A 25987-nucleotide genomic window follows, 5' to 3' on the forward strand; every position below is an offset into this window, starting at 1 on the left:
ATATGAACAGCATGTACTTCACAGAAGAACATCAACTTTTTAGACAAAGTTTACAGGATTTTTTAAAAAAGGAAGTGGTTCCACATATTGATAAATGGGAAAAGACGGGGACGATTGAACGGTTTATTTGGAAAAAATTTGGTGACATGGGCTTTTTTGGGATCAATTACCCTGAAGCTTATGGCGGAATGAACCTAGACTTATTCTATACTGTAATTTTTCTTGAAGAATTGCAAAAAATCAATTCTGCTGGTTTTGCAGCTGCCATGTGGGCCCATGCTTATCTTGCCATGACCCATCTCAACAAAGAAGGAAGTCATGAAATAAAAGAAAAATATTTAGCACCAAGTATTTCAGGAGATAAAATAGGCTGTTTGTGCATTACGGAACCTTTTGGCGGAAGTGACGTTGCGGGAATGCGTACTACTGCTATAAAGAAGGGTAATACCTATGTGATTAATGGTTCAAAAACCTTTATCACTAATGGGATTTATAGTGATTACTTGGTAGTTGCGGCAAAAACCGATCCGGAGGCAGGACACAATGGAATGAGTATTTTTGTGATGGACAGAGATACACCGGGCATCTCAGCCACCAAACTTGATAAATTGGGATGGCGAGCTTCAGACACTGGAGAAATTGCTTTTGATAATGTTACTATTCCTGCCTATCAACTTATGGGCGAGGAAGGCAAAGGCTTTCCATACATCATGCAACACTTCGCGCTGGAAAGGTTGATTATGGGGATTAATTCTCATGCAAGAGCAGAATTTGCTTTGGAGTATGCCGTTCAGTACATGTCAGAACGAACCGCTTTTGGCAGAACCATTGATAAATTTCAAGCTTTACGCCATAAGGTAGCAGATTTTTATACGGATATGGAAATCTGTAAGGAATTCAATTATTCAGTCGCTTTTCGACTCAATAAAGGGGAGTATGTGGTGAAGGAAGCCACCATGTCTAAACTGCACTCCACCAAAATGGCGGATGAGGTAATTTATGGCTGCCTTCAGTTTTTAGGTGGTTATGGTTACATGGAGGATTATCCTTTGGCGCGTATGTTGCGAGATAGCAGATTAGGACCCATAGGAGGTGGTACTTCTGAGATTTTGAGAGAAATTATCGCTAAAATGGTGATTGATAAAAAGGACTATAAGCCTGCAACCTAAATAATTTGATCACCATTTTGGCGAAAATTGTTTCCAATGGCGCTAAAATGGTGATTGATAAAAAGGACTATAAGCCTGCAATCTAAATAATTTGATCACAATTTTGACAAATGTTTAATTAAATAATGTCAAAGATGATTATTAATAAAACTATAAACCTAATATCCAATGAAGTGTATTCTTGTTTATCCAAAATCCCCCAAATTGGCTTAAATGAGAATCCATGACAAAATTATAAGTTTGATATATAACCAATCTACCTACTTACATATGAAAGTCAATTATTTCAAATGCCTACTTACGTTAACAATTTGCTTTTTGAGTGTTTCAGCTTCTGCACAGAAGGAACTAAAAAATAAAATCTCTGACTTTAGCACTTTAATGCCTATTGAAAGTGCCAGCATTTACGTACAAAACACGACTATTGGAACCGTCAGTAATGCTGATGGTAAATTTGTTCTCATGGTTCCGAATCAATTTGAAAAGGACACTTTGGTCATTTCCTCCATTGGATTTAAAAGTTTTAAAATTCCAGTGGGTGAATTTGATAATACTCAAGAAATTTATATGGAAGAGGATATCGCATCGTTGGATGAGATTGTCCTTACTGCTGAAATCAGGCCTAAAACAGGTAATGATATTGTATTAAAAGCTCTTGAGAAACTGTCTGTGAATATGCCAGAAACACCTTATTTACAAAAAGGGTTTTTACGTCATAAGGAACGCAATCGTCGGGAATTTAAATGGCTGATTGAAAGTGCTATTACGGTTTATGACTCTAGTTATTTGTCTTCAGCGGCATCCAATCTAAAAATAAATGTAGATCAAGTAAGAAAAAGTTACGACTTGCGAGATGTCGACAGTTTACTCACGTATACGGCATATCTTAAAGAAAAAACAAACAGAGGAAATCTTAAAGCGAGAAATTTAAGGCGGGATACCATAAAAACATCGTCGTTGGTAAAAGCTATCAAATGGAATGATACGCGAATTAATGGTCTTCAAAATTTATTTGAAAGCAAGCTCAATGTCTTGAGAAACGCTGGTAATAATCGTGCGTTATTTGATGAGAATGTCTTGGATAAGCACCAATTCAGATTAGATACAATTTTAGTGGATGATGATCGTAAGATTTATAAAATTGAAATCTCTGAAAGTCATCAATTTATAAACCTTGAAACAAAAGGCATCTTCAATGACGGCTACCATGCCAAAGGTTGGTTATACATCTATTACGACAATTACGCTATTAAAAAATTGGAGTATGAATTGGTTGCTGCATCAAATGCGCAAAAGAGTAGGAGCAAAACGCTATTTGATACGCAAATCAATCATAAGTTGATCATGACGTTTAGGGAGTATCAAGATAAAATGTATCCTAATTACATGTATTATGAAACTCCAAAGTTGGTAAATGTGGGTTATAAGCCAACAAAACCAGGAGAGGTAAATCCTGCAGACGGGAATACCGATGAACGCTTTTACTACACAGTTCAGGAATTGTTGTTTACGGAAATCATTCTTGATCCTGAAAAAATTGAAACGGCACTCCAGAAGCCTTGGGATCCTGATATTTTTGCACTAAAGCCTTATGATAAGGAATTTTGGAGAAACTACAATACGCTCTTAGAAAGTGAAGAAGATGAAAAGCTGATTCAGGATTTGACCAAGAGATCCTCTTTATATAAGGATTAAGTGCGGCCAAATAATTTTTAATTTTTAATTGTAAATTATCAATTTGTTTTTATATTTGCAGCCTGAAAATTCTAAAAGAGAGGAGGTTAAGACACTATGTTAATAATACCAATTAAAGAAGGAGAAAATATAGATAGAGCGTTAAAACGTTACAAGCGTAAGTTTGATAAAACTGGTACGAAGCGTCAATTGCAAGCACGTAAGCAATTTGAAAAGCCTTCAGTTCTCAATAGAACTGCGCATCAGAAAGCACAATATATTCAACGTCTAAGAGATCAAGAAAATGTGTAAACGTTTTATTGAATTCAAATAAAAGAGATTCCTGCAAGTGCAGGAATTTTTTTTGCCCTATATTTAAAGAACCAAATCAATCCAGGTTCATCAATGACCAGAGTAAAATCACAATTTTCAGCTTTTTCTGAGTATCTACTCCATGAGAAAAACTATTCTGAGCTGACCGTCAAGGCTTATCTTACAGATCTTGTCAGTTGTTTGGAGTTTTTTAATCAAGAATATGGATCAAAAACCATGCACGATGTCAATTATTCTCAAATACGAAGTTGGATTGTTTCCTTGGTGGAGCAAAAAATTTCGAACAGAAGTATCAATCGCAAAATCTCATCACTGAACTCTTATTTTAAATTTTTGATCAAAACGGAACGTATGCAATCTAATCCGTTGTCAAAACATCAAGCTTTAAAAACAGATAAGAAAGTTCAAATTCCATTTTCTCAACAGGAAATGGAAACCGTTATTCAAATTCTAGAGGAAGAAACTGACTTTGAAGGACTAAGAAACCGGCTTATAGTTGAGCTGTTTTATGCTACGGGTATCAGACGGATAGAACTTATTCAAATTAAGTTGAAAGATATCGACTTAAACAACAAAACGCTAAAGGTTCTTGGTAAGCGAAATAAAGAGCGTTTTGTTCCGTTAATTGATACAGTAGTGCTTACTGCAAACAATTATTTGCAATTACGAAATGAATTGGAAACTGTAGAAGATGAGGAACATTTGTTTTTGACTAAGAAAGGGTTAAAAATTTATGAAACGCTTGTTTACAGAATTATAAATGAGTATTTTAGTAAAGCTTCTCACAAAGTAAAAAGGAGTCCGCATATATTGAGGCACTCATTTGCGACTCATTTGCTTAATGAAGGAGCTGATTTAAATGCTGTTAAAGAATTGTTAGGGCATTCTAGCTTGGCAGCTACTCAGGTATATACCCATAATAGTATAGCCGAATTAAAAAAAGTGTATGCCAATGCCCATCCAAGAAGTAAAAATGATTAACTAGTGTCTAACCAAATGAAAGCATAAAATTCAAGTAGTTTTATGCTCTTAATTTATTAAAAACCAAACAGATGAAAGTAAACACACAATCCGTTAACTTTACCGCCGACAAGAAATTGATTGAATTCATTCAGAAGAGGATGGATAAATTAGATTTGTTTTATGATAAGGTCATCCAATCTGATGTTTATCTCAAAGTTGAAAACACCAGTGATAAAGAGAATAAGATATTTGAAGCTAGGGTTAGTGTTCCTGGAGATAGCTTTGTAGTGAAGAAGCAATGTAAGACCTTTGAAGAGGGTGCAGATATGGCAGTTTCATCTCTAGAAAGACAGTTGAAGAAGAGAAAAGAAAAATTAAGATCACATATTTAAAAAAAATAATCAAAAAATGTTTTGAATAAATAAATAATTCTATACATTTGCAGTCCGTTAGAAATAGCGGGCTTTTTTATTGAAGGAAAATATCGTAAAAAGCCGATGTAGCTCAGCTGGCTAGAGCAGCTGATTTGTAATCAGCAGGTCGTGGGTTCGAGTCCCTCTATCGGCTCTTTTAAAGATCAACTTCCAATTATTGGGATTTGGAATTTAAAACTTGAAATTTTGAATTGTTTTTGGGGAGATACTCAAGCGGCCAACGAGGGCAGACTGTAAATCTGCTGACTACGTCTTCGCAGGTTCGAATCCTGCTCTCCCCACAAAACTTTTAAATAAGCAGTTGTTAAAAGCTCGCTTTTGTGAAGCTGCGTTTTAAAAGTTTTAGTAAGGGGTCACCCTTGCGGATCACCGACCAACGGGAGGTAATCCACAAATTCCTGCGAAGGCAGGAATCTCAAACTTAAAAACCCAATATAATTTGGACATAAAGTTTGAAAGCGTTCATTGAATATTGGAATTTGGAGTTTTATTTTTAAAATATCCAAAAAAAATTGCGGGAGTAGCTCAGTTGGTAGAGCGTCAGCCTTCCAAGCTGAATGTCGCCGGTTCGAACCCGGTCTCCCGCTCTAAAGTTGTTCATCATGCCAAAAGGCGTGATGAACCACTTAATAGAGGATTGTCATCATACCGAAAGGTTTGATATCCCCTCAAAGAATAGCGCTTATCATAATGAAAAATGTGATGTACTATTCTGGGTAAGTTTTCAAGTTTCTTGTTACAACTTTTCGAACTTGAAATCAGGAACCTGAAACCACCAAACTCAAACGCCGGTGTAGCTCAGGGGTAGAGCGTTTCCTTGGTAAGGAAGAGGTCACGAGTTCAATTCTCGTCATTGGCTCTTTTTCGAATAAGCAAAATTAAATTTTTGAACACTAATATAAATTAAGATTAAAATAAATTAAACATGGCAAAGGCAACTTTCGATCGTTCAAAACCACACCTTAACATAGGTACAATTGGACACGTGGATCACGGTAAAACAACTACGACAGCAGCTATTACTAAAGTATTAGCTGATGCAGGTTTTTCAGAAGCAAGATCATTTGATCAAATTGATAACGCTCCAGAAGAAAAAGAAAGAGGTATTACAATCAATACATCACACGTAGAATATGCAACAGCAAATCGTCACTACGCTCACGTTGACTGTCCAGGTCACGCGGATTACGTAAAGAATATGGTTACTGGTGCTGCTCAAATGGATGGTGCTATCTTAGTTGTTGCTGCAACAGATGGTCCTATGCCACAAACACGTGAACACATCCTTTTAGGTCGCCAAGTTGGTATTCCTAGAATTGTTGTATTCATGAATAAAGTTGACTTAGTTGATGACGAAGAGTTATTGGAACTAGTTGAAATGGAAATTAGAGATTTATTGTCATTCTACGAGTATGATGGTGATAACTGTCCTGTTATTCAAGGTTCTGCTTTAGGCGCACTTAACGGTGAGCAAAAATGGGTAGATGCGCTTCTTAAATTAATGGAAGAAGTTGATGCGTGGATTGAAGAGCCAGTTCGTGATATGGACAAGCCTTTCTTGATGCCTATTGAAGATGTTTTCTCTATTACTGGTCGTGGAACTGTTGCTACAGGTCGTATCGAAACTGGTATTGCCAAAACTGGAGATCCAGTTGAAATCATCGGGATGGGAGCTGAGAAATTGACTTCTACTATTACTGGTATTGAGATGTTCCGTCAAATCCTTGATAGAGGTGAAGCTGGAGACAACGCAGGTATCTTATTAAGAGGTATTGAGAAAACTCAAATTACTAGAGGAATGGTTATCGTTAAGCCAGGTTCTGTAAAACCACACGCTAAATTTAAAGCAGAGGTTTATATCCTTAAGAAAGAAGAAGGTGGTCGTCATACGCCATTCCATAATAACTACCGTCCACAGTTTTACGTACGTACAACTGACGTAACAGGTAACATTATGTTGCCAGATGGTGTTGAAATGGTTATGCCTGGTGACAACTTGACAATTACAGTAGAGCTTATTCAGCCAATTGCAATGAATGTTGGTCTTCGTTTCGCTATCCGTGAAGGTGGACGTACAGTAGGTGCAGGACAGGTAACTGAAATCTTAGCTTAATTATAATGAACTAAATATTAATTAAGGCGTCTTGATTTTTTCAAGATGCCTTGATTGTGTTTACGGGTTTAGCTCAGTTGGTAGAGCACTGGTCTCCAAAACCAGGTGTCGTGAGTTCGAGTCTCTCAACCCGTGCTTAGCGCTTTGAAAGCTTACTTTTAATTTGAAGTAAAAATAAAAGCATATTAAGAGAGTGCAATTTAAGACTCTCAATTTTTAAATAAACACAACTGTAATGGCAGGACTTGTAAATTATATCTCAGAATCATTTGGTGAATTAAAAAACAATGTGACTTGGCCAACATGGGCTGAAGCACAGCGTTTGACCATAGTGGTGGCTGTTTTCTCAATTATATTCGCATTAGCAATTTGGGGAGTTGATACTGTTTTTAGTGGAGTTATCGAAGCTTATTTTAGCTGGATCAAGTAAAATAAAAATAGAGGATGTCTGAAATTAGTGGAAATAAAAAATGGTATGTTGTAAGGGCCGTTAGCGGTCAAGAGAACAAGATCAAAACTTATATCGAGAATGAAATTGCCCGATTGGGTCTTCAGGATTATGTAGATCAGGTTTTGGTGCCTACTGAAAAAGTAATTCAAATCCGTAACGGGAAAAAAATCAATAAAGAGAAAGTTTATTTTCCAGGTTACATTATGATTCAAGCCAATTTAACCGGTGAGATCCCTCATATTATAAAATCGATTACAAATGTAATTGGATTTTTAGGGGAAACAAAAGGCGGAGATCCTGTGCCTTTGAGACAATCTGAAGTAAACAGAATGTTAGGAAAAGTAGATGAATTGACTGTAGATGCTGATTCTAATGTTGCTATTCCATTCACTAAAGGAGAAACTGTTAAAGTAATCGATGGACCTTTCAATGGTTTTGATGGAACAATCGAAAACATAAATGAAGAAAAGCGTAAACTTGAAGTGATGGTGAAGATTTTCGGTAGAAAAACGCCATTAGAATTGAGTTATATGCAAGTTGAAAAAGTTTAATAATTGTTACAAATAGATCGTATGTCTTTTGGCTTCCAATGGAAAGACGTACAACTAAAATTTTAAAAATGGCAAAAGAATTAAGTAAAGTAGTTAAGCTACAAGTTCGGGGAGGTGCAGCGAATCCATCGCCACCGGTAGGACCCGCTTTAGGAGCTGCTGGAGTTAATATCATGGAATTCTGTAAGCAATTTAATGCTAGAACTCAAGATAAGGCCGGTAAAGTATTACCTGTTGTGATTTCTGTGTTCAAGGATAAATCGTTTGATTTCGTTATTAAGACTCCACCAGCTGCGGTACAATTAATGGAAGCGGCCAAAGTAAAAAAAGGATCTGGAGAACCGAACAGAAAGAAGGTAGCAAAAGTGACCTGGGATCAAGTTAAAGCAATTGCTGAAGACAAAATGCAAGATTTAAATGCATTTACTTTTGACAAAGCTATGGACATGGTTGCAGGAACAGCAAGATCAATGGGTATTACTGTAACAGGTAAAAAACCTAATTAAAACATTTCTGAAATGGCGAGAATAACAAAAAAACAAAAAGAGGCAAGGGCTAAAGTTGACAAAAACAAACTTTATTCTCTTGAAGAAGCTACGGCTTTATTGAAAGAAATTACCTATACAAAATTTGATGCTTCGGTGGATATCGCTGTAAGACTGGGAGTAGATCCTCGTAAAGCAAACCAAATGGTAAGAGGTGTCGTTTCTTTACCTCACGGAACTGGAAAGGACATGAAAGTTCTTGCATTGGTGACACCTGACAAAGAGCTGGAAGCTAAAGATGCAGGTGCTGATTATGTAGGATTGGATGAATACCTTGAGAAAATCAAAAATGGTTGGACAGATGTTGACGTTATCGTTACCATGCCTTCAATCATGGGTAAATTAGGTCCTTTAGGTAGAGTATTAGGTCCGAGAGGCTTAATGCCAAATCCTAAAACAGGAACAGTAACTATGGATGTGGCTAAAGCAGTTGCAGAAGTAAAAGCTGGTAAAATTGACTTTAGAGTTGATAAAACGGGAATCGTACATGCACCAATTGGAAAAGCATCATTTACTGCTGACAAATTAATGGATAACGCAAACGAGCTTCTAACAACTTTAATTAAAATGAAACCTGTTGCAGCTAAAGGTGTGTACGTAAAGAGCATCTTTATGTCTAGTACCATGAGTCCAAGTATATCAATTGATACTAAAATAGGTTAGTAGTTAAACTTTAACATTATGACAAGAGAAGAAAAATCAAAAGTTATTGAAGAGTTGACTGCTCAATTAGCGGAGAATACACATATCTATCTAACAGATATATCTGGATTAAACGCAGGAAACACTTCAAATTTACGTCGTGCCTGTTTTAAGGCAAACATTAAAATGGCCGTCGTAAAAAATACATTGTTGGAAAAGGCTATGGCTGCTTCTGATAAAGACTTTGGAGACCTTCCAATGACTTTAAAAGGAAATACTTCAGTAATGTATTCTGAAACTGGAAATGCTCCAGCTAAGGTAATCAAAGAATTCCGTAAAAAATCTGATAAGCCTTTGCTTAAAGGAGCTTTTATTGAAGAGGCGATCTACATTGGTGATGAGCAATTGGATGCACTTGTGGACATCAAGTCAAGAGAAGAGTTAATTGGCGATATCGTAGGGTTGTTACAATCTCCTGCTAAGAACGTTATTTCAGCTCTTAAATCTAGCGGTGGTAAACTTGCAGGAATCCTTAAAACATTATCCGAAAAAGAAGGATAATCAACTTAGTACGCACTTAAACAAATTATATTTTATTAAAATTATTAAAACGATAGAAAATGGCAGATTTAAAAGAATTCGCAGAACAATTAGTTAATTTAACAGTAAAAGAAGTTAACGAATTAGCTACAATATTAAAAGATGAGTATGGTATCGAACCAGCTGCTGCTGCTGTTGCAGTTGCTGCAGGTGGCGGTGGTGCTGCTGAAGCGGCTGAAGAGCAGTCAGAATTTGACGTAGTTCTTAAAGCGGCAGGTGCCTCTAAATTGGCAGTTGTTAAATTGGTAAAAGAATTAACTGGTTTAGGTTTGAAAGAAGCTAAAGAATTAGTTGATAATGCACCTAGCAACATTAAAGAAGGTGTTTCTAAAGATGAAGCAGAAGCTTTAAAAGGTCAATTAGAAGACGCTGGAGCAGAAGTTGAGCTTAAATAAGCTTAGCCCAAACAACAAATTTTGGTTTAGGTCTTCCGTATTGTTCGGAATGACCTAAACCCTTTTGTGTATATTAAATGAACCATTCAAAATTATGCCGGTTGACATGATTGTAATGGGCGAATTCAATCTGACCATTGAATCGCAATGAAAAAATCAGGTTAGATGTACATAAAAAAACAACTATTTTTTTAATCAAAATCTCGTTCATCGATGTTAGCACAAAAAGCTGAAAGATTAAATTTCTCTTCTATTGTAAATAGAACGGATTATCCTGACTTTTTGGATATCCAAATAAAATCCTTCCAGGATTTTTTCCAATTAGAGACTAAATCTGAAGAAAGAGGGAATGAAGGTCTCTACAATACCTTCATGGAAAACTTCCCAATTACCGACACTCGCAATCAATTTGTTTTGGAGTTTTTGGATTATTTCATTGACCCACCAAGATATTCAATTGAAGAATGTATTGAAAGAGGATTAACATACAGTGTGCCCCTTAAAGCACGTTTGAAATTGTATTGTACAGACCCTGAACATGAGGATTTCGAAACTATCGTTCAGGATGTGTATCTAGGTACAATTCCTTACATGACGCCAAGTGGAACCTTTTGTATTAATGGTGCTGAGCGTGTTGTCGTTTCACAATTACACAGATCTCCAGGAGTTTTCTTCAGTCAATCCTTCCATGCAAATGGAACTAAGCTCTATTCTGCCCGAGTCATTCCTTTTAAAGGTTCTTGGATTGAATTTGCTACAGATATCAATAGCGTTATGTACGCTTATATTGATAGAAAGAAAAAATTACCTGTTACGACCTTGTTCAGAGCTATAGGTTTTGAACGTGATAAAGATATTCTTGAAATTTTTGACCTTGCAGAAGAGGTAAAAGTATCTAAGTCTGGTCTTAAGAAAATCATTGGTCGTAAATTGGCTGCACGTGTATTGAACACATGGCATGAAGATTTTGTTGATGAAGATACAGGTGAAGTGGTATCCATTGAGCGTAACGAGATTGTGCTTGATCGTGATACGGTTTTAGATAAAGATAATATTGAGGAAATCCTTGAAGCAGATGCAAAAACTGTGCTTTTACACAAAGAAAGCGCGCAGCAGGGAGATTACGCAATTATACATAACACGCTTCAAAAAGACCCGACAAACTCGGAAAAAGAAGCTGTTGAACATATTTACCGTCAATTAAGAAACGCAGAGCCGCCAGATGAGGAAACTGCGCGCGGTATTATTGACAAATTATTCTTCTCTGACCAACGTTACTCTTTAGGTGAAGTAGGCCGTTATAGAATGAATAAAAAATTAGGTCTTGATATTGGAATGGATAAGCAAGTGCTTACCAAATTAGATATCATTACCATTATTAAATATTTGATCGAGCTGATCAACTCTAAAGCTGAGATTGATGATATTGACCACCTTTCTAACCGTCGTGTGCGTACGGTAGGTGAGCAGTTATCACAACAGTTTGGTGTTGGTTTGGCCCGTATGGCACGTACTATTCGTGAGCGTATGAACGTTCGTGACAATGAGGTGTTTACACCAATTGATTTGATTAACGCTAAGACCTTGTCTTCCGTGATCAACTCTTTCTTTGGAACAAATCAGCTATCTCAATTTATGGATCAAACAAATCCATTGGCTGAGATTACACACAAGCGTCGTTTATCAGCATTAGGACCTGGAGGTTTATCTAGAGAGCGTGCAGGTTTCGAAGTGCGTGACGTTCACTATACACATTACGGCCGATTATGTCCTATTGAAACTCCAGAGGGGCCAAACATTGGTTTGATTTCTTCGCTTTCTGTCTTTGCGAAAGTAAACGGAATGGGCTTCATTGAAACACCTTATCGTAAGATTACGGATGGTGTTGTGGACATTAAAAATATACCCACCTATTTAAGTGCTGAGGAAGAAGAGGATATGTTGATTGCTCAGGCAAATATTAAGGTTGATGACAACGGAAAAATCATTGAAGATAAGATTATTGCACGTCAGGAAGGAGATTTCCCTGTAATTGATCCGGCAACGGCCAATTATACGGATGTTGCTCCTAACCAAGTGGCTTCTATTTCAGCATCCTTGATTCCTTTCTTAGAACATGATGATGCCAATAGAGCCTTGATGGGATCTAACATGATGCGTCAGGCAGTTCCATTATTGCGTGTAGATGCACCAATTGTAGGTACTGGTTTAGAGCGTCAAGTAGCTTCAGATTCGAGAGTATTGATTAATGCCGAAGGTGCTGGTACTGTTGAGTACGTTGATGCCAACGAAATTACAATCAAATATGAACGTACTGAGGAAGAGGCCATGGTGAGCTTTGAAAGTGACACCAAAACTTATCCGTTGGTGAAATTCAGAAAAACCAACCAAGGGACGTCCATTAACTTAAAACCTATTGTTACTAAAGGTGATAAAGTTAAAAAGGGACAAGTACTTTGTGAAGGCTATGCAACTCAAAAAGGAGAGCTTGCTCTTGGGCGTAATATGAAAGTGGCGTTTATGCCATGGAAGGGTTACAACTTTGAGGATGCTATCGTTATTTCTGAAAAAGTTGTGCGTGATGATATTTTTACGTCCATCCATATTGATGAGTATTCATTAGAAGTTCGTGATACCAAATTAGGTAATGAAGAATTGACCAATGATATTCCAAACGTTTCTGAAGATGCTACTAAAGACTTGGATGAAAATGGTATGATTCGTATAGGTGCTGAAATTAAACCTGGTGATATCTTAATTGGTAAGATTACGCCTAAAGGTGAATCAGATCCAACACCGGAAGAAAAGTTGTTAAGAGCGATTTTTGGTGATAAAGCGGGAGATGTAAAAGATGCGTCATTGAAAGCGTCTCCATCATTGCACGGCGTGGTAATTGAGAAAAAACTGTTCTCAAGAGCGGTAAAGGATAAGCGTAAGCGCGCTAAGGATAAAGAGGATATTGATGCCTTGGAATCTGTTTACTATAGAAAGTTTGATGAATTGAAAGCAATTTTAATCGATAAACTATTCACAATCGTAAACGGAAAAACAGCTCAAGGGATTTTTAATGATCTTGGTGAGGAAATCATTCCAAAAGGTAAAAAATATACCTTGAAGATGTTGAACTCTGTAGATGATTACGCGCATTTAACTTCAGGAACTTGGACCACTGATGATGCAACCAATGTTTTAGTTGCGGATTTGATCCATAATTATAAGATTAAGGAAAACGACCTTCAAGGCTCGTTGCGTCGTGAGAAGTTTACCATTTCAGTAGGGGATGAGTTGCCTGCAGGCATTATCAAATTGGCTAAGGTTTATGTTGCTAAAAAACGTAAACTGAAAGTTGGTGATAAAATGGCGGGTCGTCACGGTAACAAAGGTATTGTTGCACGTATCGTTCGTCAGGAAGATATGCCATTCTTAGAAGATGGAACTCCTGTAGATATCGTACTGAATCCACTTGGTGTACCTTCTCGTATGAATATTGGTCAAATTTATGAAACTGTTCTTGGATGGGCTGGTCAGAAATTAGGACGTACCTATGCAACACCAATCTTTGATGGTGCCACATTGGACCAAATCAACGAATTGACTGATGAAGCTGGTATTCCACGTTTCGGACATACATACTTATATGATGGTGGTACAGGAGATCGTTTTGATCAACCTGCAACTGTTGGAGTCATTTATATGTTGAAACTAGGACATATGGTGGATGATAAGATGCACTCACGTTCTATCGGACCTTACTCATTGATTACACAACAACCATTGGGTGGTAAAGCTCAATTTGGTGGTCAGCGTTTTGGTGAGATGGAGGTATGGGCACTTGAGGCTTATGGCGCATCAGCAACGTTGCGTGAGATCTTAACAGTAAAATCTGATGATGTTATAGGTAGAGCTAAAACTTACGAAGCTATCGTTAAGGGAGAGCCAATGCCAGAACCAGGACTTCCTGAATCTTTCAACGTGTTGATGCACGAATTGAAAGGATTGGGATTGGATATTAGATTGGAGGAATAATTTCCTAGAAATTATTCCAATGTAGAGACAGATTACAATCTGTCTCTACCCAATCATAAAAATTAAATTATAATTTGTTAGTACCATAAAAAATGGCAAGAAGACAAGATAAGAATACAGTACAGAGATTTAATAAAATCTCCATTGGTTTAGCGTCTCCAGAGTCTGTTTTAGCAGCATCTCGTGGTGAGGTTCTTAAACCAGAAACTATTAATTATCGAACACACAAACCAGAAAGAGATGGTTTGTTCTGTGAGCGTATTTTTGGTCCTGTAAAGGATTTTGAATGTGCTTGTGGTAAATATAAGCGTATCCGTTACAAAGGTATAGTTTGTGACCGTTGTGGTGTTGAAGTAACTGAAAAGAAAGTACGTCGTGACCGTGTAGGACATATCAATTTGGTAGTTCCTGTAGCACACATTTGGTATTTCCGTTCTTTACCAAACAAAATTGGATACCTGTTAGGCTTACCTTCCAAGAAATTGGATATGATCATTTACTACGAACGCTATGTGGTGATCCAGCCTGGTAATGCTAAAAATGTGGATGGGGAACCATTGCAAAAAATGGATTTCTTGACGGAAGAAGAGTATTTAAGTATTCTTGAATCACTTCCGCAGGATAACCAATATTTAGATGAATCTGACCCAAATAAGTTCATTGCAAAAATGGGAGCGGAATGCTTGATTGATTTGCTTGCAAGAATTGATTTGAACGATTTATCTTTTGAATTACGTCACAAAGCAAACACTGAAACTTCAAAGCAGCGTAAAACTGAAGCATTAAAGCGTCTTCAAGTTGTGGAAGCTTTCCGCGATTCTAACGCAAACCGTGAAAATCTTCCAGAATGGATGATTATGAAGGCTATCCCAGTAATTCCACCAGAATTACGTCCGTTGGTGCCTTTGGATGGTGGCCGTTTTGCAACGTCAGATTTGAATGATTTGTACCGTCGTGTGATTATTCGTAATAACCGTTTGAAGCGTTTGGTTGAGATCAAAGCTCCAGAAGTAATTTTACGTAATGAGAAGCGTATGTTGCAGGAATCAGTAGATTCATTATTTGATAACACACGTAAAGCCTCGGCAGTTAAAACAGATTCTAATAGACCATTAAAATCCTTATCTGATTCCTTAAAAGGTAAACAAGGACGTTTCCGTCAAAACTTATTGGGTAAGCGTGTGGATTATTCAGCACGTTCAGTAATTGTCGTTGGACCAGAATTGAGATTATTTGAATGCGGATTGCCTAAAAACATGGCTGCAGAACTTTATAAACCATTTATCATCAGAAAACTGATTGAGCGTGGCATTGTAAAAACTGTGAAATCTGCAAAGAAAATTATAGATAGAAAAGAGCCTGTAGTTTGGGATATTTTAGAGAATGTTTTAAAAGGACATCCAGTGCTTTTAAACCGTGCTCCTACATTGCACAGACTAGGTATTCAAGCTTTCCAACCTAAATTAATTGAAGGTAAAGCCATCCAATTGCACCCATTAGTATGTACGGCATTTAATGCCGATTTTGATGGTGACCAAATGGCCGTACATTTACCCTTAGGCCCGGAGGCTATTTTAGAAGCACAATTATTAATGTTGGCTTCTCATAATATCTTGAATCCTGCAAATGGTTCTCCTGTTACTGTACCTTCTCAAGACATGGTTCTTGGTCTTTATTATATGACTAAAGAACGTAGATCGACTGATGAAGTTAAAGTAAAAGGTGAAGGATTAACCTTTTATTCTCCAGAGGAAGTAACTATTGCTTACAATGAGAAGATGGTTGATTTGAATGCGGCTATCAAAGTAAGAACTGAAGACTTCAATGATGAAGGAGAGTTAGTACAAAAGATTGTAGAAACAACAACGGGCCGTGTGTTGTTTAATGAAACGGTTCCTGGAGCTGCAGGTTATATCAACCAGGTATTGACCAAAAAGTCATTAAGAGATATTATTGGTAACATTTTAAAAGCAACTTCTGTTCCTGAAACAGCAGATTTTTTAGATGAGATCAAGGATCTGGGATATAAGTTTGCATTCCAAGGTGGTTTGTCCTTCAGTTTAGGTGATATTATTATCCCTGCTGAAAAGCAAGGCATGATTGACAGTGCCAACACGCAAGTAGATGGTATTATGGCCAATTACAACATGGGATTGATTACCAATAACGAACGTTATAACCAAGTTATTGATATCTGGACATCAACGAATGCGGAATTGACTGAATTGTCGATGAAACGTATCCGTGAGGATCAGCAAGGATTTAATTCAGTATATATGATGCTTGATTCTGGAGCTCGTGGATCTAAAGAACAAATTCGTCAGTTAACCGGAATGCGTGGATTGATGGCAAAGCCTAAAAAATCTAATGCAGGTGGTGGAGAAATTATCGAAAATCCAATTCTTTCTAACTTTAAGGAAGGTCTTTCAATTTTGGAATACTTTATTTCTACTCACGGTGCTCGTAAAGGTCTTGCAGATACGGCTCTTAAAACAGCGGATGCGGGTTACTTAACACGTCGTTTGGTGGATGTATCTCAAGATGTCATCATCTACAGTGAAGATTGTGGTACTTTGAGAGGTATTGAAGTAACCGCCTTAAAGAAAAATGAGGAGATTATTGAAAAACTTGAAGATAGAGTTGTTGGTAGAACATCATTGAACGATGTTTATGATCCATTGACTGAAGAATTGATAGTTGGTGCAGGAGAACATATTGGTGATGCTATTGCAAAACGTATCCAAAACTCGGCTTTAGAGTCGGTTGAAGTACGTTCAGCATTGACATGTGAAGCTACCAAAGGTATCTGTTCTAAATGTTACGGTCGTAACCTTGCTACTGGTAAAATGGTACAAAGAGGTGAAGCTGTTGGGGTAGTTGCTGCCCAATCTATTGGAGAGCCTGGAACACAGTTAACGCTCCGTACGTTCCACGTTGGAGGTATTGCGGGTAACATTTCTGAAGAAAATAAACTGATCGTTAAGTTTGATGGTATTGCTGAAATTGAAGATCTAAAAGTCGTTAAAGGAACTGATAACAATGGTGATGCTGTTGATGTTGTGATTTCTCGTACCTCTGAGTTCAAATTGGTAGATGCTAAAACAGGAATTACCTTAAGTACACATAACATTCCATACGGATCTTTCATCTACTGCAAGCCAGGAGACAAAGTGAAAAAAGGAGAGGTCATTTGTTCTTGGGATCCTTATAACGGTGTTATTATTTCTGAGTTTGCCGGTAAGGTATCTTATGAAAATATCGAACAAGGGGTTACATATCAAGTTGAAATTGATGAACAAACAGGTTTCCAAGAGAAAGTAATTTCTGAATCTAGAAACAAGAAATTGATTCCAACTTTGCATATTGAAGATGCTAAAGGTAACGCGATGCGTTCTTATAACTTACCACTTGGTGCCCACTTGATGATTAATGATGGTGAGAAGATTAATGTTGGTAAAGTGTTGGTGAAAATACCTCGTAGATCAGCTAAGTCTGGAGATATTACAGGTGGTCTTCCACGTGTTACTGAGCTATTCGAAGCACGTAATCCTTCTAATCCTGCTGTAGTAAGTGAGATTGATGGTGTGGTTTCTTTTGGGAAAATCAAAAGAGGTAACCGTGAGATTATTATCGAATCTAAATTAGGTGAGGTCAAAAAATACTTGGTAAAACTATCCAGTCAGATTCTTGTTCAAGAAAATGATTATGTTAAAGCAGGTATGCCATTATCTGATGGTTCCATCACTCCAGATGATATCTTAAACATCAAAGGCCCAGCCGCGGTACAACAGTACTTGGTAAACGAAGTACAGGAAGTATACCGTTTGCAAGGTGTGAAGATCAACGATAAGCATTTTGAAGTGGTTGTAAGACAGATGATGCGTAAAGTGAGAATTATTGATTCTGGGGATACTATTTTCTTAGAAGACCAACTGGCTCATAAATCTGATTTCATCGAAGAAAACGATAAGATCTTTGGAATGAAAGTGATTGAAGATGCCGGAGACTCTAAAACTCTTAAACCAGGACAAATTGTAACAATGCGTCAATTAAGAGATGCGAATTCTGTTGTGAGAAGAGAAGATGGTCAGTTGGCTGTGGCAAGAGATGCTCAACCAGCTACTGCGACTCCTATTTTACAAGGGATTACAAGAGCTTCACTACAGACTAAATCATTCATTTCTGCGGCATCGTTCCAAGAAACGACTAAAGTACTTAACGAAGCTGCTGTAAGCGCTAAAGTTGATTATTTAGAAGGCTTGAAAGAAAATGTGATTGTTGGTCATAGAATTCCTGCTGGAACTGGTGTAAGACGCTATGAGAATATCATCGTTGGTTCTAAGGAAGAGTTTAATGAAATGATGAAAGCTAAGGAAGAGTTTAATTATAACTAATACAAATCCCCGCGAGAGCGGGGATCTTTTTAAATTGGCGAGTCTCAAGCTATAGTTATAGAATGGACGCGTTGAATTATTACGAATATTAACTTTTAAAGATGAAATTTCTGCCTTTGCAGAAATCTAAGAATTATGAGCGATACTAAAGAAGCCCCAAAACAAGGACAGATCAATATAGAATTGGATGAAAAGGTAGCAGAAGGAATTTATTCCAACCTGGCCATCATTAACCATTCCGTATCTGAATTTGTAGTTGATTTTGTGAGCATTATGCCAGGAACTCCAAAGAGCAAAGTAAAGTCACGAATTATCTTGACACCACAGCACGCAAAACGCTTGCTAAAAGCTTTAGGTGAAAACGTAAAGCGCTTTGAGAACGCCCATGGTGAAATTAAAGATTACGAGCAACCACCAATGCCATTAAATTTTGGACCGACAGGTCAAGCTTAAATAGTTTCTTGGAGGTTTTGCCACCAGTAATTTAAAAATCCCTTTGATTTACTTCAAAGGGATTTTTTTTTGTTAATCATTTAAGCTACTTTTTGATTCAATCGGAATTTCAAAGCTCCTGAAGGACATTTCTTAACCTGTTCAACAATTTTTTGTGATGGCGCACCATCTAGGTCAATCCATGGAATCACTGAAGTTCGAAAAACATCAGAAAGCTCTCTTGCACAACGTCCAGCGTTAATACATACAGATGGTTCGTAGGTAATAGTAATGTCATCATTACTAAACTGATTAGAATTTGTTTTCATAAGTAGATCAATTGGGTTTTTAATCTATTTGATTTTATAAAAAAATATACACTGTTTCTAAGTGCCTTATTAAGGTCATCAATTATCCGATAACATCCAACTATAAATGATAATTATCGACGAACTACCTTTTATGGATTAAACTCCAAAGTTCTCACGGGATATGGCTACTTATCGATTGAAATATTATGTTTCCTATTTGTATTCTGATGTAAAATGCAACTTAATGCTTGGATACTTTTGTTGGGTCATTTGTAAGGAAAAATGGGAGTCTGCCAAAAACACGAGTTGGTCTTGTTTGTCCTTGGCTAAATAACGTTGTTTAACCCTTAAGAATTCTTTGTACTCTTCGTTTTTAGCATCAGTTGGCTCTACCCAACACGCTTTATAAACATTTAGGTTCTCATAGGTACACTTAGCACCGTATTCATGCTCTAATCGGTATTGGATCACTTCATATTGCAAAGCGCCAACAGTACCAATGACTTTTCTTCCATTAAGTTCTAAAGTAAATAACTGCGCCACACCTTCGTCCATCAATTGATCAATCCCTTTATAAAGTTGTTTCGATTTTAACGGATCGGCATTATTGATATATCTAAAATGCTCTGGAGAAAAGCTTGGGATCCCTTTGTAGTTGATATTTTCACCTTCGGTAAGCGTATCACCTATCTTAAAGTTTCCAGTATCGTGTATCCCTACAATATCCCCAGGGTAGGAGATGTCCACAATTTCTTTTTTTTCTGCAAAAAAGGCATTTGGACTTGAGAACTTCATTTTTTTATTGTTTCTAACATGTAGATACGGCTTGTTGCGCTCAAACGTGCCCGAAACAATTTTTATGAATGCCAATCGGTCACGATGGTTCGGATCCATATTGGCGTGTATTTTAAATACAAAACCTGAAAAGTCTTTTTCATCTGGTTGAACCAGACGTTCTTCACTTTGTTTAGGTCTTGGTTTTGGTGCAATTTCAATAAAGCAATCTAAAAGTTCACGAACTCCAAAATTGTTCAGCGCAGAGCCAAAAAACACAGGTTGCTGCTTCCCATTTAAATAGTCGTCTCTATCAAAAGTTGGATATATGCCTTCTACGAGCTCTACTTCTTCACGAAGGGTGTCTGCGGCTTTCTTACCAACAAGCGCATCTATTTCTTTAGATTCTAAATCGGAAATTTCAATAGTATCTTCAATATTTTTTCGACTACTACCACTAAACAGATTGATGTTTTTTTCCCAGAGGTTGTAGATGCCCTTAAAATCATAACCCATTCCAATAGGAAAACTCATGGGCACGACGCTCAAACCAAGTTTTTGTTCTATTTCGTCAAGTAAATCAAAAGCATCCTTTCCTTCGCGATCCATTTTATTGATAAAAACAATCATAGGTATGCTACGCATTCTACACACTTCAACGAGTTTCTCGGTTTGCTCTTCAACGCCTTTCGCCACATCAACAACCACAATCACACTGTCTACAGCGGTTAAAGTTCTAAACGTATCTTCGGCAAAATCCTTGTGTCCAGGTGTATCTAAAATATTGATTTTAGTGCCCTCATATTCAAAAGCAAGTACGGAAGTAGCGACAGAAATTCCACGTTGACGCTCAATTTCCATAAAGTCACTTGTTGCACCTTTTTTAATCTTGTTACTTTTAACGGCACCAGCTTCTTGTATGGCACCACCAAAAAGAAGCAATTTCTCGGTTAGTGTCGTCTTTCCAGCATCTGGATGCGCAATAATGCCAAAAGTACGTCGTCTATCTATTTCTGTTCTAAAACTCATATTCTTCTTAAAATGGGTTGCAAAGATACTATTATTGAAGGCATATTTAATAGAAGAAACAGACCGATTTTAATTTTAAGTAAACATTGGTACTTATTATAACATTTGTTGGTAACTTTGTAAGCTATGACAGAAGAAAACGTAATACTCGTCAATGAAAAAGATGAGCAGATTGGCTTAATGCCAAAGATGGAAGCGCATGAAAAGGCACTATTGCATCGCGCTTTTTCAGTGTTTGTTTTTAATAAAAAAAATGAACTGATGTTGCAACAACGCGCATCACATAAATACCACTCGCCCTTACTTTGGGCAAATACGTGTTGTAGCCATCAGCGTGAAGGAGAGAGCAATATTGAGGCTGGAAAAAGAAGGCTTCAGGAAGAAATGGGGTTTGTAACAGAGATAGAAGACACCATTTCGTTTATTTACAAAGCACCGTTTGACAATGGATTGACAGAGCATGAGTTTGACCATGTGCTCATTGGAAATTATGAAAAGGATCCAGTTATTAATCCGGATGAAGTGGCTGCATGGAAATGGATGTCATTAGAAGCTATAAAAAAAGATATGGCCGTAAATCCTGATATCTATACGGCATGGTTTAAAATTATTTTTGATAAATTCTACGAACATATAAATCGAGTACAATCATGATTGTTACCGTTAGCAGAAAGGCACATTTTAATGCTGCACATCGACTTTTCAGAAAAGAATGGAGCGACGAAAAAAATGCTGAAATCTTTGGAAAATGCAGTAACCCCAATTACCACGGGCATAACTATGAATTGACCGTAAGTGTGACGGGTCGTATCGATAGAGAAACAGGATTTGTGATGGACATGAAGGTGTTAAAAGACATCATTAAAGATGAAATTGAAGACTATTTTGACCATAAAAATTTAAATATTGAAGTTGAGGAATTTAAAACCTTAAATCCTACGGCCGAAAATATTGCTGTGGTGATTTATGACAAGATTAAACCCAAATTGAAACAGTCTCTTGATTTGGAAATTACGCTGTATGAAACACCTCGCAATTTCGTTACCTATTCAGGTACTTAAAATGAAAACCTCTTTTATAAGTATAACCTAAAACCGAAGAATTTTGAAAAACACCTTATATCCACTGAAATTTCACCCTATTTTGAAAGATAAAATTTGGGGCGGAACGAAGTTAAATTCCTTTTTGCATAAAAATTCTAAATTGCCAAATATTGGTGAAAGTTGGGAGATTAGTGATGTTGAAGGTGATACCTCACTAGTTTCAAATGGAAGCTTAGAGAACCAATCGTTAAAACATTTATTGAGTACATATAAAGCGGACTTGATTGGTAAGAAAAACTATGAGAAATTTGGTAATAAATTTCCTTTATTGATCAAATTCATTGACGCCAAAGAAGATTTATCCATTCAACTACACCCCAATGATGCGTTGGCTGCAAAACGTCATAATTCTTTCGGGAAAACCGAAATGTGGTATGTGATGCAAGCCGATGCAGATTCGAATTTGATTGTGGACTTCAATCAGAAAATGACCCCAGAACTTTATCTTGAGCATTTGGAAAATAAGTCGCTACCAAAAATTTTAAATTTTGATAAAGTAAAAGCAGGCGATACCTATTTTATTGAAGTGGGTCGGGTACATGCCATAGGAGCAGGCGTATTGCTTGCGGAGATTCAGCAAACCAGTGATATTACCTATCGCATTTATGATTGGGACAGAACGGATGAGTTAGGTAATGAGCGTGAACTTCATACTGATTTGGCTATAGATGCCATAGGATTTGACATGGAAGATAATTTTAGGGTTTCCTATGACAAAAACGCCAATACTTCCAATGAGATGGTCAAGTGTCCTTATTTTACCACCAATTATTTAAAAGTGACTACAGAGCTTCAGAAGCAAAATTCACATGACTCTTTCATGATTTATATATGTGTTGAAGGTAAGGCACAAATTAAGACAGAAAATCACTCTATAACTATTAACAAAGGAGAAACCATATTGCTTCCAGCAGCAATTTCTACGTATCAAATTATTGCAAAAGACGCCACCTTATTGGAGGTATATGTGTAGTTAAAATATACACAATCCGTTAGGAAAGACAGCTATTAATTGACTACTTTTGTAAAAATTTTAAAATTGATAAAATGGCAAATGTTAGAGACCTAAAAAAAGACATTAACTATGTTTTAGGAGATATTATTGAAGCAGCTTATGTTTGGGAATACGCGAATAAAGGCAAAGATACCAAGAAAACTGAAGCAATCGTTGACGAAGCAATCACTACGTTTGATGAGCTAATTACTAAGGTCAATGATAGAAGTGTTGAGAACAAAAAGGCACACTTTAAATCGGTGAATGCTGAATTGGAAACTAAAGGTCGTGCGCTGATTGAAAAAATCAATGCTTTAGACTAAATTATTTTTTAAAAGATTTGCAAAATTAATTTTGAAGATTATATTTGCAACTTCTTAGGCCGATGTAGCTCAGCTGGCTAGAGCAGCTGATTTGTAATCAGCAGGTCGTGGGTTCGAGTCCCTCTATCGGCTCAAAAAAACCTCTCATTTCGAGAGGTTTTTTGATTTTATGAACATTTCCTGTCTTTCTTTCTTAAATATCTCGAAGTGATGAAATTATAAAGTAGGGTATTAAAGAAAAGAGTGCAATATTTCACTTTATTACAGTATATGAACTCAGGCTCTTAGTTGTGTGCGCCTAGCTTCATAAACGTCTACCAGTTCTGTATGATGAACAGGGCCTTAGTCATCTTTCTTTTTAAGCCAACCAAAGATGCCCCCTTTCTTTTTCTTCTTTTCTTTCTTTTCAAAACTACGTTCGTCCTTATTGTTACCAAACAGGCGTTTGAAAAAGCCATCCGTTTTTGTGGCCTCGCAGTTTAAGGAATTTAATACCGCATCAGATGGAATCTCAAAAGCGGCCTTGGTGATATGATTGAACTTAGAATCGGCATTTAATTTTTGAAGGTATTTGGCAAAAATTGGAAGCGCAGAATTAGCACCTTGCCCAAGCCCGGTGGAACTAAACCCTATCTGTTGATTGTCGTTGCCAACCCAAGTCACAGTCACCAAGTTTGGCATAATGCCAACAAACCAACCATCCTTATTATCTTGGGTCGTTCCCGTCTTTCCTGCAATGGCATTTGGCAATTGGTAAGTTGTACGCAATCTTGCAGCAGTACCTTCGTTAACAGTGGCCTTCAAGAATTCTAGCATTACTTGCCTGGTGGCGTCACTAAATGCCATGGTTTCCCGTGGTTGATCAGGATAAAGATCGTTATAAGACGCGATGACATTCCCATCTTTGTCTTCAATTTTTGTAATAAAAACAGGGTTTGAGACTTTACTGCCGTTAACATAGGACGTATAGGCTTTTGCTAATTCCAAAACCGTTAAATTGGAAGAACCTAAGGCAATGGAAGGCACGGTCTCGATTTCGCTTTTAATGCCCATAGTTTTGGCTTGTTCTATGATCTTTTCAACACCAGTTTCATAAAGTACCTTTACAGCAATGGTGTTTATGGAATTACTGAGGGCTTTTTGAAGAGAATAATTCAAATCTTCATCTTCAATACTTCCCGCGTTCGTGGGACGCCAGTTATTTACATCTGTATAAGTAATCGCTTTTAGAGGAAAGTACGTACATGGATCCATGCCGTTTTCTAGGGCAGCCGTATAAACAATAGGTTTAAATGTAGAGCCTACCTGGCGCTTGCTTTGCATAATATGGTCAAACTGAAAAAATCCGTAGTCAATCCCGCCAACATATGCTTTTATAGCCCCATTGGACGGATCTAACGATACCAATCCAACATTGAGGAATTTTGAATAATATTCCAAACTATCCAAGGTGGACATCGAATTTACAGCAATTTCATCCCATGAAAAGAGATCGGTTTGATGTTTTTGTCTCAAGGAATCTTCAATGGCCTTATCATCCAGACCTTTTGCCTTTAGCTTTTTATAAGGTTTCAATCGCTTTCTTGCAGCTTCAAAAGCTGATTTTCCTTTAAGCCATGGTGCATTTTGTCCGTACGCTTTTTCAAACTGTCTTTGCAAATCGCCCATGTGCTCTTTCATGGCAGCTTCGGCATAGCGCTGCATGTTATTGTCAAGGGTGGTATGAATTTTTAAACCATCGTGGTAAATATTATACATCTCCCCATCCGGATTCAAGTACTTTTTCTGTTGTAAGATACTATCCAGCTGTTTTTTAATTTGTGCTCTAAAATAAGGCGCCAATCCTTCATTAGGTGAATACTTTTGATAGTCAACTACAATACTATCCCTTTTGGCAATTTCGGCTTCAGTAGGGGAGAGATACTCGTATTTCTCCATTTGATGGATGACTACATTTTTTCTAGCCCTTGATTTTTTAGGGTACCGTCGTGGATTATAACTGGTGTTCGCTTTAAGCGATCCAACTAAAGTTGCAGCCTGTACGAGCGTTAAATCTTTTGTGTGGACATTGAAAAATTTTTCTGAAGCACTTTCAATGCCGTAGGTGTTATCCGGAAAAGGAACCGTATTAAGATATAAGGTCAAGATTTCTTCCTTTGAATAGAGACCTTCTATACGTCGTGCAACGATGCTTTCCCTAATTTTATTGACTACAATCCCAAGGGCGCCATAATCTTTCCTGCCGAAGAGGTTTTTAGCCAATTGCAAAGTTATTGTACTTCCACCTCCAGAAGAATCGTTCGACAACAGAATACTTTTGAAGAACACACGAAGCAAACTTTTATTATCAATGCCGTTGTGTTCATAAAAGCGCACATCTTCCGTGGCAATTAAAGCATCAATTAAATATTGGGGAAAGTCAGAATATTTGATGGACTGTCTGTCGTAAACATAAATTTTCCCAATCAAATCGTTATTCGCATCTAAAACCTGGGTTGCTTGGCTTTGCTTTAAACGTGACAAGTGCTCAGAGTCAGGAATTTTCCCCCAGAGACCAAAATAGATACTGGCATAAAAGCAAATGAAAAGAGCTAAGAGAATGCTTAGGCCGTAACCTATTCTCTTAGCCCATTGGATGAGTTTAGCCTTGTGAATGTTCATTATGATAAATGTCTTTACAAAATAACGGAGATTCTTGTTAAGTATTTTAAGAATGTATTGATAATGGACC

Annotated in this window: 22 protein-coding genes and 6 tRNA genes; 25 read left to right on the forward strand and 3 right to left on the reverse strand. The window is 37.2% G+C overall.

Annotated features, from left to right (window positions below; genetic code table 11):
• Positions 1-2 precede the first annotated feature (2 nt).
• The 20 genes from G525_RS0100910 (at position 3) to G525_RS0101005 (ending at position 18743) form a co-directional block, all read left to right on the forward strand.
• A complete protein-coding gene (locus G525_RS0100910) occupies positions 3-1169 on the forward strand; it encodes an acyl-CoA dehydrogenase family protein (protein ID WP_027124462.1) in 1167 nt (388 codons plus the stop codon).
• A gap of 318 nt (positions 1170-1487) precedes the next feature.
• On the forward strand, positions 1488-2864 hold the full coding sequence (locus tag G525_RS0100915; RefSeq protein ID WP_245577706.1) for a carboxypeptidase-like regulatory domain-containing protein: 1377 nt from the start codon (positions 1488-1490) through the stop codon (positions 2862-2864).
• 96 nt (positions 2865-2960) lie between these two features.
• Positions 2961-3155 (forward strand): 30S ribosomal protein S21, encoded by a 195-nt coding sequence (rpsU, locus tag G525_RS0100920; protein WP_027124464.1) that lies wholly within the window; start codon positions 2961-2963, stop codon positions 3153-3155.
• A 93-nt stretch (positions 3156-3248) separates the two neighbouring features.
• Positions 3249-4157, forward strand: a complete 909-nt coding sequence (locus tag G525_RS0100925; protein WP_027124465.1) for a tyrosine-type recombinase/integrase — start codon at positions 3249-3251, stop codon at positions 4155-4157.
• Between the two features lie 71 nt (positions 4158-4228).
• A complete protein-coding gene (gene hpf, locus G525_RS0100930) occupies positions 4229-4531 on the forward strand; it encodes a ribosome hibernation-promoting factor, HPF/YfiA family (protein WP_027124466.1) in 303 nt (100 codons plus the stop codon).
• Positions 4532-4632: 101 nt separating this feature from the next.
• Positions 4633-4706, forward strand: a tRNA-Thr gene (locus G525_RS0100935).
• Between the two features lie 66 nt (positions 4707-4772).
• A tRNA-Tyr gene (locus tag G525_RS0100940) sits at positions 4773-4854 on the forward strand.
• A gap of 233 nt (positions 4855-5087) precedes the next feature.
• Positions 5088-5160: transfer RNA gene (locus G525_RS0100945), tRNA-Gly, on the forward strand.
• A 200-nt stretch (positions 5161-5360) separates the two neighbouring features.
• A tRNA-Thr gene (locus tag G525_RS0100950) sits at positions 5361-5432 on the forward strand.
• A 66-nt stretch (positions 5433-5498) separates the two neighbouring features.
• On the forward strand, positions 5499-6686 hold the full coding sequence (gene tuf, locus G525_RS0100955) for an elongation factor Tu (protein WP_027124467.1): 1188 nt from the start codon (positions 5499-5501) through the stop codon (positions 6684-6686).
• A gap of 62 nt (positions 6687-6748) precedes the next feature.
• Positions 6749-6821, forward strand: a tRNA-Trp gene (locus G525_RS0100960).
• 100 nt (positions 6822-6921) lie between these two features.
• Positions 6922-7116 carry a preprotein translocase subunit SecE gene (gene secE / locus G525_RS0100965; RefSeq protein WP_027124468.1) on the forward strand — a complete coding sequence of 65 codons (195 nt, stop codon included), beginning with the start codon at positions 6922-6924 and terminating at the stop codon, positions 7114-7116.
• A gap of 14 nt (positions 7117-7130) precedes the next feature.
• Positions 7131-7688 carry a transcription termination/antitermination protein NusG gene (gene nusG / locus G525_RS0100970; protein WP_027124469.1) on the forward strand — a complete coding sequence of 186 codons (558 nt, stop codon included), beginning with the start codon at positions 7131-7133 and terminating at the stop codon, positions 7686-7688.
• A gap of 68 nt (positions 7689-7756) precedes the next feature.
• Positions 7757-8194, forward strand: coding sequence for a 50S ribosomal protein L11 (gene rplK / locus G525_RS0100975; protein ID WP_027124470.1), 438 nt, complete (start codon positions 7757-7759; stop codon positions 8192-8194).
• A gap of 12 nt (positions 8195-8206) precedes the next feature.
• Positions 8207-8896, forward strand: a complete 690-nt coding sequence (gene rplA, locus G525_RS0100980; protein WP_027124471.1) for a 50S ribosomal protein L1 — start codon at positions 8207-8209, stop codon at positions 8894-8896.
• A gap of 18 nt (positions 8897-8914) precedes the next feature.
• A complete protein-coding gene (gene rplJ / locus G525_RS0100985; protein ID WP_027124472.1) occupies positions 8915-9436 on the forward strand; it encodes a 50S ribosomal protein L10 in 522 nt (173 codons plus the stop codon).
• 59 nt (positions 9437-9495) lie between these two features.
• Complete coding sequence (gene rplL, locus G525_RS0100990; RefSeq protein WP_027124473.1) at positions 9496-9870, forward strand: 50S ribosomal protein L7/L12; 375 nt, start codon at positions 9496-9498, stop codon at positions 9868-9870.
• Between the two features lie 213 nt (positions 9871-10083).
• Positions 10084-13896 carry a DNA-directed RNA polymerase subunit beta gene (gene rpoB / locus G525_RS0100995; RefSeq protein WP_027124474.1) on the forward strand — a complete coding sequence of 1271 codons (3813 nt, stop codon included), beginning with the start codon at positions 10084-10086 and terminating at the stop codon, positions 13894-13896.
• A 92-nt stretch (positions 13897-13988) separates the two neighbouring features.
• Complete coding sequence (rpoC, locus tag G525_RS0101000; RefSeq protein ID WP_027124475.1) at positions 13989-18290, forward strand: DNA-directed RNA polymerase subunit beta'; 4302 nt, start codon at positions 13989-13991, stop codon at positions 18288-18290.
• Between the two features lie 135 nt (positions 18291-18425).
• Complete coding sequence (locus tag G525_RS0101005) at positions 18426-18743, forward strand: DUF3467 domain-containing protein (RefSeq protein WP_027124476.1); 318 nt, start codon at positions 18426-18428, stop codon at positions 18741-18743.
• A gap of 80 nt (positions 18744-18823) precedes the next feature.
• On the opposite strand, the gene G525_RS0101010 is transcribed toward G525_RS0101005, so the two are convergent.
• The gene (locus G525_RS0101010; protein ID WP_027124477.1) at positions 18824-19051 is read right to left on the reverse strand and encodes a (4Fe-4S)-binding protein; all 228 of its coding nucleotides are present in this window, start codon (positions 19049-19051) and stop codon (positions 18824-18826) included.
• A gap of 195 nt (positions 19052-19246) precedes the next feature.
• Positions 19247-20836, reverse strand: coding sequence for a peptide chain release factor 3 (locus tag G525_RS0101015; RefSeq protein WP_027124478.1), 1590 nt, complete (start codon positions 20834-20836; stop codon positions 19247-19249).
• A 126-nt stretch (positions 20837-20962) separates the two neighbouring features.
• Here G525_RS0101015 and idi point away from each other — a divergent pair, with 126 nt between their 5' ends.
• The 5 genes from idi to G525_RS0101040 all read left to right on the forward strand — a co-directional run bounded on the left by idi (position 20963) and on the right by G525_RS0101040 (position 23388).
• Complete coding sequence (gene idi, locus G525_RS0101020) at positions 20963-21490, forward strand: isopentenyl-diphosphate Delta-isomerase (RefSeq protein WP_027124479.1); 528 nt, start codon at positions 20963-20965, stop codon at positions 21488-21490.
• Positions 21487-21897 carry a 6-pyruvoyl trahydropterin synthase family protein gene (locus tag G525_RS0101025; protein ID WP_027124480.1) on the forward strand — a complete coding sequence of 137 codons (411 nt, stop codon included), beginning with the start codon at positions 21487-21489 and terminating at the stop codon, positions 21895-21897. The genes idi and G525_RS0101025 overlap by 4 nt, the downstream gene beginning before the upstream one ends.
• Positions 21898-21940: 43 nt before the next feature.
• The gene (locus G525_RS0101030; RefSeq protein ID WP_027124481.1) at positions 21941-22912 is read left to right on the forward strand and encodes a type I phosphomannose isomerase catalytic subunit; all 972 of its coding nucleotides are present in this window, start codon (positions 21941-21943) and stop codon (positions 22910-22912) included.
• 74 nt (positions 22913-22986) lie between these two features.
• Complete coding sequence (locus G525_RS0101035) at positions 22987-23256, forward strand: hypothetical protein (protein WP_027124482.1); 270 nt, start codon at positions 22987-22989, stop codon at positions 23254-23256.
• 58 nt (positions 23257-23314) lie between these two features.
• Positions 23315-23388: transfer RNA gene (locus G525_RS0101040), tRNA-Thr, on the forward strand.
• Between the two features lie 210 nt (positions 23389-23598).
• Here the strand turns inward: G525_RS0101040 and G525_RS0101045 are convergent.
• Positions 23599-25917: a transglycosylase domain-containing protein gene (locus G525_RS0101045; RefSeq protein WP_035478730.1), complete on the reverse strand. Its 2319-nt coding sequence runs from the start codon at positions 25915-25917 to the stop codon at positions 23599-23601.
• Positions 25918-25987: the final 70 nt, after the last annotated feature.

Source organism: Gelidibacter mesophilus DSM 14095, from assembly GCF_000423005.1.
GTDB lineage: Bacteria > Bacteroidota > Bacteroidia > Flavobacteriales > Flavobacteriaceae > Gelidibacter > Gelidibacter mesophilus.

Coding starts and splice junctions, on each gene's coding strand:
- G525_RS0100910 (WP_027124462.1), top strand. CDS start 3: ATGAACAGCATGTACTTCACAGAAGAACATCAACTTTTTAGACAAAGT.
- rpsU (WP_027124464.1), top strand. CDS start 2,961: ATGTTAATAATACCAATTAAAGAAGGAGAAAATATAGATAGAGCGTTA.
- G525_RS0100925 (WP_027124465.1), top strand. CDS start 3,249: ATGACCAGAGTAAAATCACAATTTTCAGCTTTTTCTGAGTATCTACTC.
- hpf (WP_027124466.1), top strand. CDS start 4,229: ATGAAAGTAAACACACAATCCGTTAACTTTACCGCCGACAAGAAATTG.
- tuf (WP_027124467.1), top strand. CDS start 5,499: ATGGCAAAGGCAACTTTCGATCGTTCAAAACCACACCTTAACATAGGT.
- secE (WP_027124468.1), top strand. CDS start 6,922: ATGGCAGGACTTGTAAATTATATCTCAGAATCATTTGGTGAATTAAAA.
- nusG (WP_027124469.1), top strand. CDS start 7,131: ATGTCTGAAATTAGTGGAAATAAAAAATGGTATGTTGTAAGGGCCGTT.
- rplK (WP_027124470.1), top strand. CDS start 7,757: ATGGCAAAAGAATTAAGTAAAGTAGTTAAGCTACAAGTTCGGGGAGGT.
- rplA (WP_027124471.1), top strand. CDS start 8,207: ATGGCGAGAATAACAAAAAAACAAAAAGAGGCAAGGGCTAAAGTTGAC.
- rplJ (WP_027124472.1), top strand. CDS start 8,915: ATGACAAGAGAAGAAAAATCAAAAGTTATTGAAGAGTTGACTGCTCAA.
- rplL (WP_027124473.1), top strand. CDS start 9,496: ATGGCAGATTTAAAAGAATTCGCAGAACAATTAGTTAATTTAACAGTA.
- rpoB (WP_027124474.1), top strand. CDS start 10,084: ATGTTAGCACAAAAAGCTGAAAGATTAAATTTCTCTTCTATTGTAAAT.
- rpoC (WP_027124475.1), top strand. CDS start 13,989: ATGGCAAGAAGACAAGATAAGAATACAGTACAGAGATTTAATAAAATC.
- G525_RS0101005 (WP_027124476.1), top strand. CDS start 18,426: ATGAGCGATACTAAAGAAGCCCCAAAACAAGGACAGATCAATATAGAA.
- G525_RS0101010 (WP_027124477.1), bottom strand. CDS start 19,051: ATGAAAACAAATTCTAATCAGTTTAGTAATGATGACATTACTATTACC.
- G525_RS0101015 (WP_027124478.1), bottom strand. CDS start 20,836: ATGAGTTTTAGAACAGAAATAGATAGACGACGTACTTTTGGCATTATT.
- idi (WP_027124479.1), top strand. CDS start 20,963: ATGACAGAAGAAAACGTAATACTCGTCAATGAAAAAGATGAGCAGATT.
- G525_RS0101025 (WP_027124480.1), top strand. CDS start 21,487: ATGATTGTTACCGTTAGCAGAAAGGCACATTTTAATGCTGCACATCGA.
- G525_RS0101035 (WP_027124482.1), top strand. CDS start 22,987: ATGGCAAATGTTAGAGACCTAAAAAAAGACATTAACTATGTTTTAGGA.
- G525_RS0101045 (WP_035478730.1), bottom strand. CDS start 25,917: ATGAACATTCACAAGGCTAAACTCATCCAATGGGCTAAGAGAATAGGT.